15 protein-coding genes and 1 pseudogene are annotated in these 20,557 nt (G+C 60.0%); 14 read left to right on the forward strand and 2 right to left on the reverse strand.

Annotation, left to right across the window (positions count from 1 at the left end; all coding sequences use genetic code 11):
- Window positions 1-10 precede the first annotated feature (10 nt).
- Complete coding sequence (locus tag AC1ECK_RS11730) at window positions 11-451, reverse strand: hypothetical protein (protein WP_480319110.1); 441 nt, start codon at window positions 449-451, stop codon at window positions 11-13.
- A gap of 385 nt (window positions 452-836) precedes the next feature.
- Here AC1ECK_RS11730 and AC1ECK_RS11735 point away from each other — a divergent pair, with 385 nt between their 5' ends.
- From AC1ECK_RS11735 to AC1ECK_RS11780, 10 genes and pseudogenes are all read left to right on the forward strand, one after another.
- A complete protein-coding gene (locus AC1ECK_RS11735; RefSeq protein ID WP_480319112.1) occupies window positions 837-1,598 on the forward strand; it encodes a YoaK family protein in 762 nt (253 codons plus the stop codon).
- A 180-nt stretch (window positions 1,599-1,778) separates the two neighbouring features.
- Window positions 1,779-2,225 (forward strand): hypothetical protein, encoded by a 447-nt coding sequence (locus tag AC1ECK_RS11740; protein WP_480319457.1) that lies wholly within the window; start codon window positions 1,779-1,781, stop codon window positions 2,223-2,225.
- A gap of 139 nt (window positions 2,226-2,364) precedes the next feature.
- Window positions 2,365-3,135: a fused MFS/spermidine synthase gene (locus AC1ECK_RS11745; protein WP_480319114.1), complete on the forward strand. Its 771-nt coding sequence runs from the start codon at window positions 2,365-2,367 to the stop codon at window positions 3,133-3,135.
- A gap of 133 nt (window positions 3,136-3,268) precedes the next feature.
- Window positions 3,269-3,466, forward strand: a complete 198-nt coding sequence (locus AC1ECK_RS11750; RefSeq protein ID WP_480319458.1) for a ribbon-helix-helix protein, CopG family — start codon at window positions 3,269-3,271, stop codon at window positions 3,464-3,466.
- 674 nt (window positions 3,467-4,140) lie between these two features.
- A complete protein-coding gene (gene rpoD / locus AC1ECK_RS11755) occupies window positions 4,141-6,249 on the forward strand; it encodes an RNA polymerase sigma factor RpoD (protein WP_480319116.1) in 2,109 nt (702 codons plus the stop codon).
- A 77-nt stretch (window positions 6,250-6,326) separates the two neighbouring features.
- Window positions 6,327-6,794, forward strand: a complete 468-nt coding sequence (gene fabZ, locus AC1ECK_RS11760; protein ID WP_480319118.1) for a 3-hydroxyacyl-ACP dehydratase FabZ — start codon at window positions 6,327-6,329, stop codon at window positions 6,792-6,794.
- Between the two features lie 322 nt (window positions 6,795-7,116).
- Window positions 7,117-7,280, forward strand: a pseudogene (locus tag AC1ECK_RS11765) (Arm DNA-binding domain-containing protein); the annotation flags it as partial.
- Between the two features lie 83 nt (window positions 7,281-7,363).
- On the forward strand, window positions 7,364-10,069 hold the full coding sequence (locus AC1ECK_RS11770; RefSeq protein ID WP_480319120.1) for an AAA domain-containing protein: 2,706 nt from the start codon (window positions 7,364-7,366) through the stop codon (window positions 10,067-10,069).
- A 68-nt stretch (window positions 10,070-10,137) separates the two neighbouring features.
- Window positions 10,138-10,734, forward strand: coding sequence for a 2'-5' RNA ligase family protein (locus tag AC1ECK_RS11775; protein WP_480319122.1), 597 nt, complete (start codon window positions 10,138-10,140; stop codon window positions 10,732-10,734).
- A 222-nt stretch (window positions 10,735-10,956) separates the two neighbouring features.
- Complete coding sequence (locus AC1ECK_RS11780; RefSeq protein ID WP_480319124.1) at window positions 10,957-12,459, forward strand: DHA2 family efflux MFS transporter permease subunit; 1,503 nt, start codon at window positions 10,957-10,959, stop codon at window positions 12,457-12,459.
- A gap of 195 nt (window positions 12,460-12,654) precedes the next feature.
- Here AC1ECK_RS11780 and AC1ECK_RS11785 read toward each other — a convergent pair whose 3' ends face one another.
- A complete protein-coding gene (locus AC1ECK_RS11785) occupies window positions 12,655-14,076 on the reverse strand; it encodes an aldehyde dehydrogenase family protein (protein WP_480319126.1) in 1,422 nt (473 codons plus the stop codon).
- A 100-nt stretch (window positions 14,077-14,176) separates the two neighbouring features.
- Between AC1ECK_RS11785 and AC1ECK_RS11790 the strand changes: the two genes are divergently transcribed.
- The 4 genes from AC1ECK_RS11790 (at window position 14,177) to AC1ECK_RS11805 (ending at window position 20,405) form a co-directional block, all read left to right on the forward strand.
- Window positions 14,177-15,133, forward strand: a complete 957-nt coding sequence (locus tag AC1ECK_RS11790; protein ID WP_480319128.1) for a LysR family transcriptional regulator — start codon at window positions 14,177-14,179, stop codon at window positions 15,131-15,133.
- 119 nt (window positions 15,134-15,252) lie between these two features.
- Window positions 15,253-17,148, forward strand: coding sequence for an FAD-binding monooxygenase (locus AC1ECK_RS11795; protein WP_480319130.1), 1,896 nt, complete (start codon window positions 15,253-15,255; stop codon window positions 17,146-17,148).
- Between the two features lie 20 nt (window positions 17,149-17,168).
- Window positions 17,169-17,609: a MarR family winged helix-turn-helix transcriptional regulator gene (locus AC1ECK_RS11800; protein ID WP_480319132.1), complete on the forward strand. Its 441-nt coding sequence runs from the start codon at window positions 17,169-17,171 to the stop codon at window positions 17,607-17,609.
- 582 nt (window positions 17,610-18,191) lie between these two features.
- On the forward strand, window positions 18,192-20,405 hold the full coding sequence (locus tag AC1ECK_RS11805) for a beta-glucosidase family protein (protein WP_480319134.1): 2,214 nt from the start codon (window positions 18,192-18,194) through the stop codon (window positions 20,403-20,405).
- Window positions 20,406-20,557: the final 152 nt, after the last annotated feature.

A 20,557-nucleotide genomic window follows, 5' to 3' on the forward strand; every position in this document is an offset into this window, starting at 1 on the left:
TGCTCTCCTGCTAGTGCAAGTCAGTTTCCGTGAGCCCAAGCCACGCAGCGACCGATGAGTCGCGGCGACCTTCATGTATCGGTGACTTCGGAGCGAGCGCTGCCTCTGCTTCAAGGTGAATTTCGAAACGCGAGACGGCGTGAGCGAGCCTGCGTGCCGCGGTTTCGAACAGGGCGTCCGGTTCGAGCAAGGCGGCCGCGTCGGCGAGACGTCCGTTCGTGACGGAAAGGGTGACCACTAGCGCGACGGCATGGAAGCTCGCCTGCGCCAGTCTCAGTTGCTGAAGTTCTGGAGGGTCGTCCCACCGCGTGCGCGCTTCATGAGTCCAGCGTTCGAGTGGGTAGCAACGTTCGGCGAGTGCGGAGGTGACGAGCCTGACACGCTCGCGCATGCCGTTACGCAGCGAGATGCCCGCTGTCCGGTGCTCTTCAAGAGAGTCGTCATACGGCATGACATTTCTCCTCAATATGGCGCTCGCCATCCCGCTGGCTGTCGGGCCTTGTCGACTCACTGCCACGGACGGCGCCGGTCCTGCATCGTTACCGCTGCGTCCGTGACGCGATGCAGCCGACGCCTCGTTTTCCGGCAGAGGGCTTGCCGGCAGGAGTATCAGGTTACCAGTTTATGGTAATTACGTTATCATCCTAGCAGCTTTATTTACCCGCTTCCACATGTGATGCGCTATCGGGGCGCACGAAGAACGTGTCGCTTTCGTTCAGGGCGTCGGGGACGCGGGCTTCACTTTGCGCGTGGAATTTCAGAAACCCGCTTGAGGTATCGGTTCGCTCTGGCGCCGAAGCGCGGTGCGGACACGCGAATACACGAGTCGACACCTGATGCCAGCACACTATCTCCGCAACCTGACTGGGAAAGACCGGACTGTCGGGGCCGACCGGCAGCTTGGTTTTTCGCTGGCGTTCGTGGCAGGTGCGACCAACGCGGGTGGTTTTCTCGCGGTGAAGCAGTACACGTCCCATATGAGCGGCGTAGTGTCCGCGATCGCAGATCAGGCCGCGCTGGGTGATCTCCCGCTCGTCCTTGCGGGCGCCGGATCGCTGATCTCGTTTCTGCTGGGGGCAGCCTGTTCTGCCGTGCTTGTCAATTGGGGGCGACGCAGGCGGCTGAACAGTCAGTACGCTTCGCCCCTGCTGATCGAGGCTGGGCTGCTCCTGTGCTTCGGGCTGATCGGCAGTCATCTGGCGTTGTGGGAGACCCTGTTCGTGCCCGCGACAGTCGTGCTCCTCTGCTTCATCATGGGGCTTCAAAACGCGATGATCACGAAGCTCTCGGGCGCGGAGATCCGTACGACCCATATGACGGGCATCGTGACGGATATCGGCATCGAACTTGGCAAGCTCTTTTACTGGAACTCCTCCAGGGGCGAGCCTGCAGAGCCGGTGGTGCTGGCCAACCGGGGCAAGCTGAAAGTGCACGGCACGATGCTGGTCATGTTCTTCGTCGGCGGCCTCAGCGGGGCGCTGGGATTCAAATACATCGGCTATGCGGCCACCATTCCTCTCGCAGGACTGTTGATCGTGCTGGCGATCGTGCCGCTGATTGACGACCTGCGCGGCCAGGTCTACCGGCTTGACCGCTAGCGGGTTGCTCGCAAAATAGCTGCTGATTCCAAAAATATTACACACATATTATGATAATGAAATCATCATTTGTTTACGCTAAAATTTGAATCGAATTTCATCCATAGCCTGGTCCATGGGCAAGGGGTGATCAGATCAGGCAGCGTGGATATCTTACAGGCGCCTGACAAGGAGGTTGATGTGATCGACGCGAGTGTCGCCCTGCTGTCCCATGACTACACACACCGGTTTTTGCGGGATGTGCTGGGGGTTCGCGGATTGATCGTGGTCGGTGTCGGCAAGGCGGGCGAACGCGGATTCCAGATGTTGTACCGCTTTTCCGACATATGTGACCGTCTGGAAGAGTTCGGTGTCAATGTCATCTTCGTCTATCAGAAGGAAGCTGCGCGTCACGTTCAGGATGCAACGTCGCTGTTCGGAGCCCGGTACAGGCAAAAGCCCTGTCTGTTTCTGGACGATGACGGCCAGTTCTTTCGTAGTCCACCTCATCCAAAATCAATTCGCGTGGTGTATCTGGATCCGGAGATGAAGCGGCTCGCCACGGTCGACATTCCGTTGCGGGATGAAACGTGGGATCCGCTGCTGCGAGCCTTCTTTGCCGAGGTCGTCGCCGGTTCCATTCATTGAGCGGGACCGGGTGGGGATGTATGGCTGGGGTCGTTTGCGTACAAGGGGAGCAGGGTGGTCAGGAAACCTCCTGAGCGTGATCCATGCAAGGCGACCTGACACAGCCGGCAACCGGCCACGTAAACACTCACGTTCGATCATGTCCAGGAAAAGAAAGAGAAATCTGAACAGGCCGCTGCTCATCCAGAACGAGCAGGTTGTCTCACTGTATTTTGACGCGCGCGGAGTCCAGAGCACGATGCTGCGGCGCGATCCCTGTTTCCTTGCGCTCGGCTACACGCGGACCATGATGGGTTTCCTGCTGTTCCGGCCATCCCCGCGCCGCATTTCGATGATCGGTCTGGGTGGCGGCTCGCTGGCGAAATACTGCTATCGCCATCTGCCCGACGCCACCATTATTGCGGTCGAAATCAATCCAGACGTGATCGCGCTGCGTGACCAGTTTCACGTACCGCGCGATGACGAGCGATTCAGGGTGGTTTGCGCCGATGGCGCGCAGTACGTGACCGTTCCGGACCGCCGACCCGATGTACTGCTGGTCGACGGCTTCAATGCTGATGGCCTGCCTCCCGAGCTCGGCAGCCAGACGTTCTACGAAGCCTGCCGTCGACGTTTGAGCGACGACGGGGTGCTGGTGGCCAACCTCGTAACAGACGAGCCTGACTTCCATCGCTGCCTGCGCTCGCTCAGGGAGGTTTTCGCGGGCGCGGTGACTCTCGCACCGTCCGAAGGGAGTGATCACAACATCACCGTTTTTGCGTGGAAAGGAACTGACGGACTTCCTTCCTTTACGGCCATGCTTGACCGGGCACGCGCGCTGGCCCCCAGACACACGGTGAATCTTCATGCCACGGCTACGCGCATTGAGTACGGCAAGAAATTTAACTGGAACCGATATGGCCAGATTTGACTGGCGAAGCCGTCTGTCCCGGGCACGGGGCGGACCCCTTGCACCTGCGCAGGCTATCTGAGCGAGCGCACAGATGACTGGGCTCACATGATGTATTATAATTGGATTAACATACTTGAACATCGCCCTCGTCATGGAAACGAAAAGCGCTCGACTCACGATTCTAATCGATCCTGTGAAAAAGGAAGCCTTCGAAAAACTGTGCGCAGCACAGGACCTGACGCCTTCACAGGTGGTGCGGCAACTGATTCGCGAATACCTTGAGCAGCACGGCGTCACCTACAAGACAAAGAGCACCATCGGTGCGCGCCCACGTCGAAACACTGCCTGAGTTACCCCTGCGCCACATCAACGATGCAATCTCGCGGGAAACCCTGCACGGGGTTGCAACTCCATGACTTACCGGTTTTTTTAGGCGCCGCCTCTCGAGGCGGCTGGCATCTGCAGTTTTAACGACGACGCAGGGTTGCCAAGGGCGCAACGACAACGCGTGTTGTAAAACGCGCTAGCTGGCGCTGAAACCGGAACAGCTCTGTTTCCCACATCCTGTCAGCCGCGAGAAGCCGCGCGGACGCCATTGATCTGCTCGTCGTAGCCACCACCCCTGATGCAGCCTACGCGGAAGCACTTTCTGCTTTACGGCATGCAGCAACCGGCGCTTGCCGGGTCGAAGGCGAGCAGCAACGCTTTCCAGGTCCTGTTCGCAGCACCCCCCTTTTTCGCAGAACGCTTCAGACGACAGCGTAAAAGCGCAGCATCCCCGGTCGATGCCGCATGCCGAAAACCACACGCAAGCCATAACACTTAATACGCTGCTCGATGATCGGCTGCGCCGGCTTTTTGCCGGGATGATCTGCAGGGCGCGCAGCTTGCCCTGAGCTGGGAGACATGATGTCTCTGCGTTAACAAAATTTGCACACAATGATAATGATATTATCACGCCAACGGTTTGCGGCGCCGGATGAGCACGCCCAACCCTGACGTCATATGCAAAGGAGCGACGGCGTGACGAACAAGACTGCGAAGAAGCAGACACTGGACACAGTGCCGGAGAATACAAACATCGCGGACGGTTCACCCACGGCTGCCTTGACCAGACCCAGAACGCATTCTGCGGGCTCCACGACTTCGGATGGCGCGCCCGGCACCGATGCGGCGGCCGGAGCAGCACCATCGAGGGCACGCTCGCACCGGACCAAAGCGCAGACGCGTGCCCGCGACGCCGGCGCCACGCGAACCAACGAGTATCCTGGAGAAGTTGATGACGGCCGCTTCGGCCTGCGCGCGCTGATCAAGCTCGGTGGCGACCGAGGGTTTGTCACGCGTGGCGAGATCAGCGATTGCCTGCCCGACCGCCTTGCGCAACCGGAGGCGATCGAGAACGTGATCAGGGCCTTCAGCGACATGGGTATCTCCGTGTTCGAGCAGGCACCGGACACCGGGTCGATGGTAATGCACGATCATGCGGTCGTGGTTTCGTCCGACGAACAGGCTGAAGAAGAAGCCGCGGCGGCAATCTCGGGCGTGGACGCAGAGTTCGGCCGCACCACTGATCCCGTGCGCATGTACATGCGCGAGATGGGCGCGACTGAACTCCTGACCCGCCAAGGCGAAATTGCTTTGGCGCGACGCATCGAAGAGGGGCGCAACGAGATGATCCGCGCCATATTGTCGTGCCCGACAACGATTGCGGACATACTGGCAATTGCTGACGCCGTCGCCAGCGGTGAAGCGGCCATTGAAGCGTTCGTCGATGGAGTGATAGACCTGGCTGCGGTGGAGATCGACGACATCGCCGCGGTTGCAGACGAAAGCATCGAAGGTGAGCCGGTTTTTCCCGAGGATCTGGACGACGAAGATGACGAAGGCGCCGAAGCCGGGTCTTCCAGTCTGCGCAATGAAGCCTTGAAGCGGGACGCGCTTGCGAAGTTTGCGGCGGTGGCGGACTGGTTCGAGCAATTGCGCGACGCATACGAAACGCAGGGCTATGGTTCCGGGCGCTATCGCGCCGCACAGGCGGCGATCGAGGCCGAACTGATGACCATCCGCTTCACGGCGCCCACGATCGAACGTTTGTGCGGGGCATTGAGGTTGTCCGCCGACGAAGTCAGAACGATTGAGAGCGAAATCGCCCGGATCGCGGTTGACCGGTGTGGCGTGCCTCGCGACACGTTTGTCGAGCATTTCCGGGGCAACGAGACCAATGCGGCGTGGCCGCAGCAACTTGTTGCAGCGGGGCAACCGTTCAGTCACATGCTGGAGCGAAACCTGCCCGCGATCCGCCTGGAGCAGGAAAAACTGCTTGCCCTGCAACAGCGGGTCGTGCTGCCGCTTGACGACTTCAGGGATGCCTGTCGCGCGATGACCGTGAGCGAAGCAAAAATGCTGCGCGCGAAAGGAGAAATGATCGAAGCGAATCTGCGGCTGGTGATCTCGCTAGCCAAGCGCTACACGAACCGCGGTCTGCTGTTTCTCGATTTGATACAGGAAGGCAATATTGGCCTGATGCGAGCCGTCGAAAAGTTTGAATACCGTCGCGGCTACAAGTTCTCCACCTATGCGACCTGGTGGATCCGGCAGGCCATCACCCGGTCCATTGCGGATCAGGCGCGCACCATCCGGGTCCCTGTCCACATGATCGAGTCGCTTAACAAACTGAAGCGGGTCTCGCATCAGATCCTGCAGGAGACCGGACGGGAACCCGACGTTGCCGTGCTGGCACAACGGATGGAAATGCCGGAAAAGAAGGTTCGGGCCATGCTGAAGATCGTCAGGGAGCCGGTTTCTCTTGACGCGCCCGTCGGGGAAAACGATGACACCTCGGTAGGAGACCTGATCGAAGACAGCGCGGCCATTTTGCCTCATGAGGCTGCGCTGCGCACCAGCATACGCGAGGTCGTCAGCGAGGCGCTCACCACGTTGACGCCGCGCGAAGCAAAGATTCTGCGCCTGCGGTTCGGTATCGAGAGCGGACGGGATCACACGCTGGAGGAACTCGGAGAGCAGTTTGACCTGACGCGCGAGCGGATCCGCCAGATTGAAGCCAAGGCACTGCGCAAGCTGCGGCACCCAGCACGGTCCGGGCGCCTGAAGTCGTTCATGGGCGAAGAGTAGGGGCCACAGCTAATATGACGAACGCGCAGCAGCGCTTAAACTCATCGCCGCATGATCAATGCGTGAGTAGAAACACCATGAGCACCGAAAAAATCAATCTCGACATTCATAAGATTCTCACGCTGCTGCCGCATCGGTATCCGATCCTGCTGGTCGATCGGGTGCTCGAACTGGAACCGCACAAGAGCATCAAGGCGCTGAAGAACGTGTCGATCAACGAGCCGTACTTCATGGGCCACTTTCCGAGCCGTCCGGTGATGCCGGGCGTGCTGATTCTCGAAGCGCTGGCGCAGACGGCGGCGCTTCTGACGTTCTCGGAAGAGCCGCACGATCCGGCCAATACACTGTACCTGTTCGTCGGCATTGACAACGCGCGCTTCAAGCGAGTGGTGGAGCCGGGCGACCAACTCATCCTGAACGCGGCGTTCGAACGGCATATGCGCGGCATCTGGAAGTTCAAGGCGCGCGCCGAGGTGGATGGTGCGGTGGCGGCGGAAGCCGATCTGATCTGCACAGTCCGGAACACTGACGCCGATGCACGGTAGCAAGACAGGGTGCCGGTATGCGCTGGTGGCTGAACGCACGGATAACAGAATAAAAAAAGCCGGCGCAAGCCGGCTGAAAGATTCTAGCGCTTCCGAGGGCCAGCTAGAACCTGAGAGAGCCGCCATTATGCTCTATGCAAGAAAGCGCTTTGTTTTGATAAGGCCCTGAAACCGGCTTCTAATTCGCGTTTTGCGGTGTTCGCCAATGTGTCCGCTGATTGATGCGTGTCGCCGGTTGCATCGATCCGTTGCATCGACCGGTTGACTTCGCACTCGTTAGCGGCCGCGACACGGGAGGAGCTGGCCAGGAGAGCGACACACGCTGCTCACTGAATTCGCGCTTCGCAACCTCACGCCTCGTACAACTTTGTACAAGATCGTCGACTGTGACGGTATGTATGTCACGTATTCCCGAGAAATACTATTTCCTTTCGATACGGCTACCGCAGCAACAGCCAGCGAGAAACGCTAACCATTGGCCGCTATGACCACGAGAGACCACCGGTGGCGTTTAGAATAGAAAACGCTTCATATTTTTATGCTTTGAGCAACTTTTGCATAAGGGGCATATGGTTTCCATCTGGGTGAACGGTGAAGACAAAACCAGGCAAATCAGCGACTGGGAGATATGGTGGGGTTCTAAACAGGGGGAGTTGATGCTGACTTGCCATTTTCCCTCCGGCAAGTCTTATTTCAGTCCGCTCAGCAATTGCAAAATTGAACCCACCGAGGTGGTGCAAGGAAAACTCCTGTCAAAAAAAGAGGGCGTGGTGTTCAGTGCCGTCGACAGGGCTGTGATCTATGGCGGGAAGTATGCCGCCATTCAGTATCGCGGGAATCAGAAAATTTACCTAAAGAACGCAGATGGTATTGCGTTCAGCCCGGAGACGACGATCAAGGACGAGGCGATATTCCGCTATTTCGTTGCCGTGGCAAAAGCGCGGGCAGAGCAGGCGAGTCAGCAGGACAAGCCCATTGCCGACAACGTGGTGCGTCAACTGGAAAGGGTGCTGCCTCACGAAGATACCGCGCTGCACGCGTACTGCACGGGACACAACCGACCGCGAGAGCGGATGGAAAGTTTTATCTACCCTTTCGGCGTCAACGAAAGCCAGCTCAAGGCGGTGGAGCGGGCCTTCACCTCGCAAATCAGTGTGATCGAAGGGCCTCCCGGCACAGGGAAAACGCAAACTATATTGAACATCATCGCCAATATCGTGTTGCGCGGAAACACCGTCGCTATTCTGTCCAATAACAACGCTGCGGTGGGAAACGTTTATGAAAAATTGGATAAGGCTGGACTGGATTATCTGGTCGCCAAGCTCGGCAGTGCGGGGAATCGAACGGACTTCTTCGCAGATGTACCCAACGTTCCATCGGAAGCCCCCGCGCCTGCGCCTAACATGCAGCGTATCCAGGACGTCCTGCAGAAGCTGAAGCGGCATCTGCATGCACAGAACGCGGTGGCGAGGCTACGGGCCGAAATCGATGAGTTAGCCATAGAACGGCGATACCTGTTGCAATGGCAGCGCGAAAACATCGCGGAAGCGCCAGTTCCTCTGGAGAAGTACAAACTGTCCCCGAGAAAAGCCGCGGACCTGATGGCCTATTTGGCTTATCTCGCCGAGAGTCGCATCAAGCTCAAGGACAGGCTCGAACTGCTGCTGAATTTCAGGATCCTGCGCATGAAGCCGTTCGGCGATTGGGAAAAGCGCAAGTCCGTGATCTATGCCTTGCAGCTTCACTATTATGAGAAAAGACTACAGGATAAAGAAGCGGCATTGGCAGCTTATCGGGATGAATTGGAGCACGGCAACTTCAAGGCATCGCTGGATGATCTGACCGCCTGGTCGATGGCGTATCTGAAAAACTTTCTCCATCGCCCCGTCCCGGATCAGAAAACATTCGACTCGGAAAATTACCGAAAGAAGTTCGATGAGTTTGTGAAGCGCTATCCGATCATCGGCAGCAGCACGCATTCCATCATCAACTCGATCGCCGGCGGCGCGATTCTCGACTATGTCATTATCGACGAGGCCTCGCAGCAGGACATCGTCCCGGGGATACTGGCGCTGGGCTGCGCCAGAAACCTGATCATCGTCGGCGACAGGAAGCAGCTTCCGCATATCCCGGCGAATCTGGGCATCACCCCGCCCGCTGAATTCTACGATTGCGACAAATACAGCCTGCTCGATTCGTGCGTCGGTGTTTTCAATGATTCGATCCCAATGACGCTGCTTAAAGAGCATTACCGGTGCCACCCTAAAATCATCCAGTTCTGCAACCAGCAGTTTTACGATAACCAGCTCGTTCCGATGACGCAAGACGCCGGCGAAAAGTCGTTGAAGCTGCTCGTTACAGCCAAGGGAAACCACACGCGAAACAACTCGAATCTGCGAGAGTTGGATTCACTGATCGAGACGCTCAAATGGGATGGAAAGAGCGACTGGGACAGCGAGAACGGCAGGGGATTCATCGCCCCTTACAACGCGCAGGTCAGGCTTTCTCACGCGCATTTGCCGGCCGATTTCGTCAAGGACACCGTGCACAAGTTCCAAGGTCGGGAGTGCGACGAGATTGTTTTTTCCACCGTGCTGGACAAGAAGCACGGTAGCCAGCGAAGCCTCGGCTTTGTGGATGATCCACACCTGGTCAATGTGGCGGTATCGAGGGCCAGGAACAAATTCACCCTGGTGACGGGCGACGACGTTTTTGCCACAAACAACGGGCATATCGCCGCGCTGGTGCGTTACATCGAATACTACGCGGATGAAAAGCAGATCCACCGCGCCCCAGTCGTGTCGGCCTTCGACCTGCTCTACAAGGAGTACGATCAATCTCTGGAAAGGCTCAATGCCAGGTTGCGGCCAAGTGATTCGCGATACAAGTCCGAGCAGATCGTGGCGCAGATACTGCGTGATGCATTGTCACAGGAGGCTTGTCGGGCGATGACGTTCCACTCCCAGATTGCCCTGATCCAGTTGGTCTCATCGGCCAACGAGGCATTGACGTCGCCGGAGCGGGATTTCATGAGAAACCGTGCCAGCTGCGACTTCGTGCTGTATTTCAAGGTTGGGAAAACGCCGCTGGGCGTGATCGAGGTTGATGGTGGGTATCATGGCACAGTGCGCCAGGCCGAGCGGGATGCCTTGAAAGACAGCATCCTGAGGAAAAGCAACATCCCGTTGCTTCGATTGCAAACCGTCGAGAGCCACATCGAAGAAAAGGTCGCGGGGTTTTTGGCCAGGTGGGCAAGTGGCGCTTCAACCGTTTGAGGGAGATGGGTGGTGTCTTCTCCGTCCTAAAGTCAGGTTCGATTGCTCGCAAGAACGCATACGCCGTCATGACCCAACTTACGCTACCAGGATTCGAGGCGCCCCAACTGGTTCCGGAGCATCGCCTGTTCTTTGCTGCGATGCCCGATCCGGACACCGCTGCGCGCATTGCCGAAATGGCCGGATGCTTGCGCTCCGAGATGCATGTCAAGGCCCGGCTGCTGCAAACCGAGCGCCTGCACATCACGCTGTACCACCTGGGCGACTTCGTATATATGCCGGAGGTAATCGTCGCGCGTGCGTGCGCCGCGGCGGCAAGCATCGACGTGCTGCCGTTCGGCGTGACGTTCGATCGGATCTCCAGCTTCAACGGGCGGCCAGGGCATTGGCCTTTGGTGCTGACGGGGAGCGCCGGGCTGGACGAATTGAGCGACTTTCAGCAAGGACTTGGGGACGTCCTCAGAGGAGCAGGTCTGCGTGTGTCGCGTGCGCGTTTCACACCGCACCTCACGTTGCTGTACGACGAAGGCAGATTCGATCCGCGCGCGATTGGACCGATCACCTGGACCGTACGTGAATTTGTCCTGATTCATAGCTGGCTCGGCAAGACGCGCTACGACGTAAAAGGGAGCTGGCCGCTCAGGGGCGGCGGTCCACACGAGTAACACGACGCTCGACCAGAACCTGCAGCCGGACCCGTTTTTCGACGCGACGAAGTTCCCGGAAGCGACCTGCAAGGGCACGATCAGGTTCGACGGCGGCAAGCCGGTCTCTGTCGTCCGCATTATCATCCACGTGTTGCCGACCGGAATTCCGGCGTCGTGCCGGGCGGCGGCACGTCCGGTATCCGCCTGCAACCGCTTGACCCGCACAAAGGAGCGCTCTGCATGACTCATTCCATCCACGGCAACCAACGCTGGCTAGCGCTGATCGTTCTGTGCCTCGGCGTGCTCATGATCGTGCTCGACACGACGATCGTGAACGTTGCATTGCCGTCGATCGCCGCGGACCTCGGCTTTACCGAAACCTCGCTGGTGTGGGTGGTCAATGCCTACATGCTCACCTTCGGCGGCTGCCTGCTGCTTGGCGGGCGGCTGGGCGATCTTTACGGACACCGCAAGCTGTTCCTCGGCGGCATCACGCTGTTCACGCTGGCGTCGCTCGCATGCGGCATGGCGAATTCGCAAATCCTGCTGGTATGCGCACGCGCCGTGCAGGGGTTGGGCGGCGCGGTCGTCTCCGCTGTTTCGCTGTCGCTGATCATGAATCTGTTCACCGAGACCGGCGAACGGGCCAAGGCGATGGGCGTGTACGGTTTTGTCTGCTCGGCGGGCGGCAGCATCGGCGTATTGCTCGGCGGTCTGCTGACGAACCTGCTGAGCTGGCACTGGATCTTTCTCGTCAACCTGCCCATTGGCATCGCCGTCTATGCGCTTTGCGTCGCGCTGTTGCCGTCGGCGCGCGGCCATGCTCATGGCGAACGGCTCGACGTGGTCGGCGCAGTGACGGTGACGGCTTCGCTGATGCTCGCCGTGTACGCAGTCGTGAACGGCAATCAAGCGGGCTGGACCTCGGCGCAGACGCTTGGCCTGCTGTTCGCCGCGCTGGCGTTGCTGGCCATGTTTCTCGTTATCGAAACGCGCACGCAGCATCCGTTGATGCCGCTCGGTCTGTTCCGCCTGCGCAATGTCGCGACGGCCAATGGGGTCGGCGTCCTTTGGGCGGCGGCGATGTTCGCGTGGTTCTTCATCTCCGCGTTGTATCTGCAGCGTGTGCTCGGCTACCGGCCCTTGCAGGTCGGCCTCGCGTTTTTGCCGGCCAGTCTGATCATGGGATTCTTTTCGCTGAGCCTGTCGGCGCGCGTGGTCATGCGCTTCGGTCTGCGCCTTCCGCTTGCCGTCGGGATTCTCGTTGCGGCGTGCGGTCTCGCGCTGTTCTCACGGGCGCCGGTGAACGGCAACTTCATGCTCGACGTGCTGCCCGGCATGATCCTGTTCGGTGTCGGCGCGGGCATGGCATTCAATCCCTTGCTGCTGGCTGCCATGAGCGACGTCGATCCGAGCGATGCAGGCCTCGCCTCCGGTATCGTCAATACGTCGTTCATGATGGGCGGCGCACTCGGCCTCGCGGTGCTCGCCAGTCTCGCTGCCGCGCGCAGCGACGCAATGCGGGCTTCCGTAGACGCCACGGCGGCGCTCAATAGCGGTTATCACGTGGCGTTTCTGTTCGGTGCGATCTTCGCAGCGGTGGCGGCTGTGCTGGGCGGTGTGTTGTTGCGTCGTGGGCAGCCAGGCGGCGCCGGCGCGCAGCCGGCTGCTGACAGTGATGGCGTCACGACAGCACCTCCGGCACCCACAGCCGGCAACGCGGAAGCGCCGGAGCACTACTGACTGAACACCAGTCGTTTCGGCAGGTAACCACGCCTAACAGCAAAACCGTAAGCGCGAGCGGATGCACCGGTTCGCTACGTTCGCGCGCGTTTCGCGTGCAATTCGGACTCACATCCGAAGCGCTGCGCGTGAATTTTCGTTCAACTATCTAAGCGCCTCGGGCCGACTCCGCACCGGCCGGACAATCGATGCCGCTCAGACAACACCCAGCAGCGACTTCGGTTCGAGAAACGCTTCGAGTCCAAACGTCCCGTATTCGCGGCCGATACCGGATTGCTTGAAGCCGCCGAAGGGCGCCGCCGGTTCATGCGCGAGCGTGTTGACGAGCACGCGTCCCGCTTCGATCCGTGACGCCACCGCGCTTGCCCGCTTGGGATCCGACGAACAGACGTAGGCCTGCAGGCCGTAGGGCGTATCGTTGGCAATCGCGATTGCGTCCTCCGTATCGCGATAGGCGATGATCGACAGCACCGGTCCGAATATCTCTTCGCGCGCGATCGTCATATCGTTGCGGACATCGCTGAAGATGGTTGGACGTACGAACCAGCCTGCGCCGACACCGTGCGGACGCCCCTCGCCACCGGCAATCAGGCGTGCGCCTTCTTCGACGCCGATGCGGATATAGCGCTGCACCCGGTCCCACTGTTTCTGGCTCACCATCGGGCCGATACTCGTGTGCGGGTCACGTGGGTCGCCGGAGCGAATATCTGCAACGGCGTTGACGATTTTCTCCTCGAATTCCGCCAGCCTTGCCTGTGGCACCAGAATTCGCGTGCCGGCGATGCACGCTTGGCCGCTGTTCATGAAGCCCGCCTGAAGCACGAGTGGGATGGCTTCGTCGAAGTTGGCGTCGTCGAGCACGATCGTGGGAGACTTGCCGCCGAGTTCCAGCGTCACGCGCTTGAGCGATTCCGCGGCCGTGCGCAGGATCGTTTTGCCCACGGCCGTCGATCCCGTGAACGATAGTTTTGCGACGTCGGGATGAGAGCTGATCTCCGCACCGACCGTTTCGCCGCGCCCCGTGACGATGTTGAAGACCCCCTTCGGAAGCCCCGCTTCATGCAGCGCCTCGGTGACTACCCGCGTCTGGATGGCGCTCATCTCGCTGGGTTTGATCACGGCCGTGCAGCCTGCGGCGAGCGCCGCTGCAAGCTTGCCGCAGATAAAACCCGCATCGCTGTTCCACGGCGTAATCAAACCGGCAACGCCGAGCGGGTGCATGACCACTTCGGCCGTGCCGGCGCGACGCACGAACGAATAGTTCTCGAGTGTATTCGCCGTTTGCAGGAGCACGTCGCTAGCATGGCGGGCCATCCAGCGACCGCGCGATACGGGCGCGCCGTATTCCACAATGATGGCTTCGAACAGTTCGTCCTCCTTTGCGACCACAGCCGCATGCATGCGCCTGAGCATCTCCACGCGTTCGGACTTGTCGGTGCGCGAGAACGCCGGAAATGCGCGCTTCGCTGCAAGGATGGCGTTGCGTGCGTCCTCGGCATCCGCAAGACGCACGCGGCCAACGATCTGTTCGGTCGAAGGATTGAAAAGGTCGAAGAACTCGTCGCCGTGCGGCGTTACGAAGGCTCCGTCGATATAGATCTGGTCGATGATCTGCATGGTTTGTCCGGAAGAGAGGTGTCGATCAGGCAAGATAATTCGTCTCCATTGACCTGACTAGCCGTACAATCGAGGATGACCTGTTGAACGATATAGGACAATGAAAACGTCTGGCCTTGCTGAACTGGAAGCCATTCTGGCCGTCGCGCGTCATCGCAGTTTTCGCGCCGCGGCAAACGAATTGAGCGTGTCGACATCCGCGCTGAGTCATGCCGTTGCCGCACTCGAGGCGCGCATCGGTGTGCGGCTGTTCAACCGGACGACCCGCAGCGTGTCGCTTTCGGAAGCCGGGGCCCAATTCGTCAGCAGTGTCGCGCCCGCACTCTCGACCATTCAGGTCGCGCTCGAACAGGCCGGTAGCTTTCGCGACACGCCGTCCGGCACTTTGCGCATCAATACGTCGCTCGGAGCGGCGCATCAGGTGATGCCGGTCTTCATCGCATTTCTGGAGCGCTACCCCGATGTGAAGCTCGACATCGTCACTGAGGGACGCCTGATCGATATCGTCGTCGAAGGGTTCGACGCAGGCATCCGTCTGATCGAAATCGTGCCGCAGGACATGATCGCCGTGCCGTTTGGCGACAGGCAGCGCTTTGCCGTCGTCGGCAGTCCGGCGTATTTTGCGCGGCACAAACCTCCGCGCACGCCCTCGGACCTTAGTGCGCATCAGTGCATCCGCAGCCGGATGCCGAGCGGATCGATCTACCAGTGGGAATTCGAACGACACGGCGAGACCTTGCGCATCGACGGTAGCGGTGCCATGACACTCAACGATGCGAGCCTGATGCTGGCCGCGGCGCGTGCAGGTCTCGGCCTTGCGTACCTTGCCGAATGGAACGTCAGGGCGGATCTGGAGGCCGGCACGCTGGTGCGGGTGCTCGAAGACTGGACGCCGGCGCTAGACGGACTATGTCTGTACTATCCTGGCCGGCGTCACATTCCCGCCGCGCTGCGCGCATTGATCGAGGTGATCCGCGATTATGCCGACACCAACGGCGCTCGTCCGGCGCAGAAGAGGAAGCGTCGCGTACCGCCGGCGCACGGCACACCGCGTTGACGGGCTAGCTCCTCTGAAACCAGGGTAAACATCCATGAGCGCATCAAGTGCTTTGAAATGGTTGGTGTACGGAGTATATTCGGCGTCACGCTTACGGACACAGAGTGGAGGAAGACATCATGCAATTTCATCTCAACGGTTTCCGCGTCGGCGACCCGACGATCGAGCCCGCCGCCGATGGCGTGCCTCGCGTCGAGATGCCCGATGCGGTTGACGTGTTGATCGTCGGCAGCGGGCCTGCGGGGCTCGTGCTGGCGGCGCAACTGTCGCAATTCCCGAGGCTCAGCACGCGCATCGTCGAGCGTCGCGGCGGACCGTTGCAGATGGGGCAGGCGGACGGTGTCGCGTGCCGCACCGTCGAGATGTTCAATGCTTTCGGACTCAGCGACCGTTTGTTAAACGAAGCATACTGGGTCAATGAAACGGTGTTCTGGCGACCCGATGTACATGATCACGGTGCGATCAGGCGTACCGGTCGCGTTCAGGACACCGAATCAGGTATGTCGGAGTTTCCGCATGTCATCGTCAATCAGGCCCGCGTGCAGGACTATTTGCTCGATGTGATGCGTCGCTCGGCGCAACGGCTCGAACCGGATTACGGTCTCGAAGTCGTTGATGTCCAACGCGACGATGCCGGTGAATATCCGGTTCGCGTTACGTTGCGCCGCACAGATGAAGCACTGCTCGACGAGGAAGTGACTGTGCGGGCGCGCTATGTCGTGGGTTGTGACGGCGCCCGCAGTCGCGTGCGTACGGCGATCGGACAAACGCTGCGCGGCGATGCGGCCAATCACGCGTGGGGCGTGATGGACGCGCTGGCCGTCACCGACTTTCCGGATATACGGCTCAAAGCGGCGATTCAGTCGGCGAGCAAGGGCAATCTGCTCATCATTCCACGAGAGGGCGGATACCTTGTTCGCTTCTACGTCGATCTCGGCGAGGTCAAACCGCAGAATCGCGACAGCCTCAAGCAGACCACGGTCGATCGCATCATCGAGACGGCGCAACGGATCCTGCATCCCTATACACTCGATGTGAAGGAAGTCGCTTGGTTCTCGGTTTATGAAGTAGGGCAGCGCCTGACCGATCGCTTCGACGATGCGCTCGCGGCCGACGGGGCGCCTCGCGACCCTCGCGTGTTCATCGCCGGCGATGCCTGTCATACACATAGCGCGAAGGCCGGCCAAGGCATGAACGTGTCGATGCAGGACGGCTTCAATCTCGGCTGGAAACTCGGCGCGGTCCTGCTGGGACGCAGCGATGCCGATTTGCTGCGTACCTATTCCGATGAGCGCCAGCCGATTGCGCAGGAGCTGATCGATTTCGACAAGGAATGGTCTGCGATGATGGCCGCTCCGCCGAAAGATCCCAACCGGCCCGAGGCGGGCGGTGTCGATCCGGCCGAGTTGCAGGCGTATTTCGTTCGAGCGGGTCGATATACGGCAGGTGTCGCGACCCGTTATCGGCCGGGCGTACTGACCGGAGAAGCAACTCACCAGGCACTCGCCCAGGGTTTTCCGATCGGCGCGCGCTTTCACTCATCGCCTGTCGTTCGCGTCGCGGACGCAAAGCCCGTGCATCTTGGACACGCGGCACGCGCCGACGGCCGCTGGCGTCTATACGCTTTCTCGGACGCGAACGGCAGTGCGCTTCATGCACTGTGCGAACATCTCGCCACGTCGCCCGATTCTATTTTGCGGCTCACCACACCAAAGGACGCCGATCCCGACTGCATTCTCGATCTGCGCGCGGTGCTGCAGCAGCCCCATCGTGAAGTCCGTCTCGAAGACCTGCCTGCGCTCCTGCTGCCGCGCAAGGGACGCTACGGCCTCATCGACTACGAGAAAGCATTTACGAGCGATGCAGCGACTGATATCTTCGACGAACGCGGCATCGACCGCGAGCGGGGTGCGCTCGTCGTGGTCCGCCCGGACCAATATGTCGCGCACGTTTTGCCTCTGGATGCATACGCGGAACTGAACGCCTTCTTCAGGCCGATATTCCGCACGAACTAACCCACTCGGACACTGCGAAATTGCCGATCAAACACGACGACCCGGAAGTGCTTTCGAGGTTTACGGGCAGCCTCGTGCGCCGCGCCCAGCAGCGCCACGTAGCGGTATGGCTGAACGAAGTCTCCACGGAGATCACGAGCGTCCAGTACGCGGCGCTCGAGATTTTGCAAAAACAACCCGGCGTCAATCAGCGGCAACTTGGCGATGAACTCGACGTGGACCGTTCGACGATTGCCGATCTCGTCGCGCGCATGGTTCGCAATGGCCTGATCGAGCGCTCCGACGATCCCGTCGACAAGCGCAGTTATGTGCTGTTCCTCACCGCGACCGGCAAGAAGCAGCTTGCGAGTTTGCGTCCGCGTGTCGAGGAAGTCGAGCGCGTTCTCACGGCAAGGCTGACGCCGCGGGAATGCCTGGAATTGCGGCGTTTGCTTTTGGCACTACTGCCGCCACAGGCATAGTGGCCCTCAGCGGCATCGATGCCGTGCACATGATCCGCAAGGGGCAGAGGCAAGACGATGGCATCGCCAACACTATCGCTGATAGATTCCATCCGTTAGTTATCTAAGCAGTCCGTATCGTATCGGATCTGCTTCTTCCTTCCTTATTGCGATACAAACAAGCGCCGCCTTTGCACGGCGCACGCGATCAACGGACGTTCGTCCACGCTCGTGCACTGACTTTCGAACCTCGGCTCAGGCGAGACTCACAACCTTCGAGGGCGGAAAGTTACAGCACGCAGGAAAAATTACACACTATGCGTTAAGTGGCATGAAATTCCAGTATTCTTTGCCGAATTAAAATCATTGAGCATAAAAACGCGCCGTATTAGTAAAAGTACTGATGCTGTAGTCGGACTACATTTTTACATTGTCTTACATGGAGAATCACTCACAGCCAATCCGGCTGACCCGATTCCCCCGCTGGCAAGCACACGTCTTCGCAGTCACCCTGCGTCGCCGGCTCTCGCGTCCGCTGTGAACCGATCCGACGCGCTCCGCTTTCCCTTGCCCAACAAAAAGCAGAATTTCGGAGAGACAGATATGCAGATGAAACTATGGCCGGTCGTCGCGTTAGCGGCGACTGTGTGCGTCGCTGCCCGCGCGGGCGTGCCCGATTTTTCCCTCGATTTCCCACCCACTTCGGCGGTGCTGAACGCGTTCGATTCGGCGGCCGCGCATCAGCGTGCCCACTCCCTCGTCAGCAAAATGACGCTCAGCGAAAAGCTGCAGTTTATTCATTCGGAATACGCAATGTCGAGCGTGCCGGGAGGCGGCGCCGGCTACATTCAAGGCGTACCGCGCCTTGGCATTCCCGATTTGAACATGGTCGACTCGTCGACAGGCTCCGGCAGCACAAGCCAGCCAAGCACGACCTTCCCGTCGACAATCGGCGTGGCGGCGAGCTGGGATCGGCATCTGTCTTCCGCGTTCGGCAAGCGGATCGCCATAGAACTGCGCGAACAGGGCTTCGGAATGGGACTTGGCGGAGGCACCAATCTCGCGCGCGAGCCACGCGCCGGCCGGCTGTTCGAGTTTCTTGGCGAAGATCCGCTGCTGGCCGGGGAGATGCTCGCCGAGCGCACCGACGGCACGCAGAGTCAGAAGGTCATCGCCACGATCAAGCACTTCGCCGGCAACGAGCAGGAATACAACCGGATGGGCGGCAACAGCCAGATCGACGAGCGCACGCTGCGCGAGATCTATCTGTTGCCGTTCGAAATCGCCGCCAAACGCGCCCGGCCCGGCAGCGTAATGTGCAGCTACAACGAACTCAATGGCACCTATGCGTGCGAGAACTCGCATCTGCTCAGTGACGTGCTGAAGAACGACTGGCACTTTGAAGGACAGGTGCAGTCGGACTGGGGAGCAACCCATAGCACGGCGAACGCGATCAATGCTGGCCTTGACGAGGAAGAGGACGTCGGCTCGACCGTCTATCTGACGCCGGCCGCAGTACAGCAGGCGATCGCGAATGGCTCGGTTTCCACCGCGCGTCTCGATGACATGGTGGAGCGCAAGCTATACGTCATGATCCGCACGGGCGTCATGGACGATCCTCCGAAGGGCGGCGCCACGATCGACTTCGCGGGCGCGAACGCATTCGCGCAGGCGGTCGCCGAGCAGTCGATGGTGTTGCTGAAGAACGATAACAATCAGCTACCGCTCTCGGCCGCTTCGCTTTCCCGGATTGCGGTGATCGGCGCGCACGCCGATGCGGCCGTGCTGACCGGCGGCGGCTCGGGTAATACGCGTGATCCGGTCACGGGCGCGTTTGCAGGTTGCGGTGGCTTGACCTTCGGCACGTCGACAGGATGCAGTTGGTGGACCAATCCGTGGCTGAAGCTGAACACGCCCATCGTGGCGGCGATTCAGGCGCTCGTGCCGTCGGCGCAGGTCAGCTTTGCCGGCAACAGCGATCAGCAGGCGCCGTTCAGCGCCTACACGCAACAGCAGATCCAGCAGGCGGCAGCGCTTGCGGCCCGCTCGGACGTGGCCATTGTCGTCGTTGCCCAGCCAGCCGGTGAAGACTTTGGCGATCTGCAAAGCCTGGCGCTCGCGAATCCGTCGAACCAGGACGCGCTCGTCGAAGCGGTGGCGAGCGCCAATCCTCGCACGATCGTCGTCGTGGAAAGTGGCAACCCGGTCCTGATGCCGTGGAAGGACAGCGTGGCGGCAATCGTGGAAGCCTGGTATCCGGGCGAAGGCGGCGGTAATGCGATCGCGAATGTCCTGTTCGGCAAGGTCAATCCATCGGGCAAGCTGCCGGTTACCTTCCCGATGCACGATCAGGACACGCCAACGTGGGGGCAGAACGGTACGTACGAAGCGAATCCCGTCTACGCGGAAAAGCTGGACATGGGTTACCGCTGGTATGACGCGAAAAACATCGCGCCGATGTTCGAGTTCGGATACGGGCTGTCGTACACGCATTTCTCGTACTCGGGGCTTTCCGTCGCTCATCGTCCTGACGGCGCGCTCGACGTGTCGTTCAGCGTGCGCAACGACGGTCGCGTAGCGGGCGCGGAAGTGCCGCAGGTGTACCTTGGCGTGCCATACAGTGGCGAGCCGCCGCGACGTCTCGTCGGATGGGAAAAGATCGCCATGAACCCCGGCGAGACACGTCATGTGCGCATCGCCGTCACGCCACGCATGCAGAGCGTGTGGGACACATCGCGCAATGGCTGGCGGTTTGTGCCTGGTGGGACGGTGTACGTAGGCGCGTCCTCGCGTGACATTCGCCTGCAAGGGAGTTAGCCGCCGTATTTTCATCATGCATCTGGGCGCGGGCGGGGGAGCCCGCGCCGGCGGAAAGGCTGATCTGACTGTCGTATTCAGCCCATTCAGCCCATTCAGCCGGTTCAGCCAATTCAGTGGTCTATTCCGCCGCTGCCACTACGATCGGTTTT

The organism is Paraburkholderia sp. SSBN10T, from assembly GCF_056619545.1.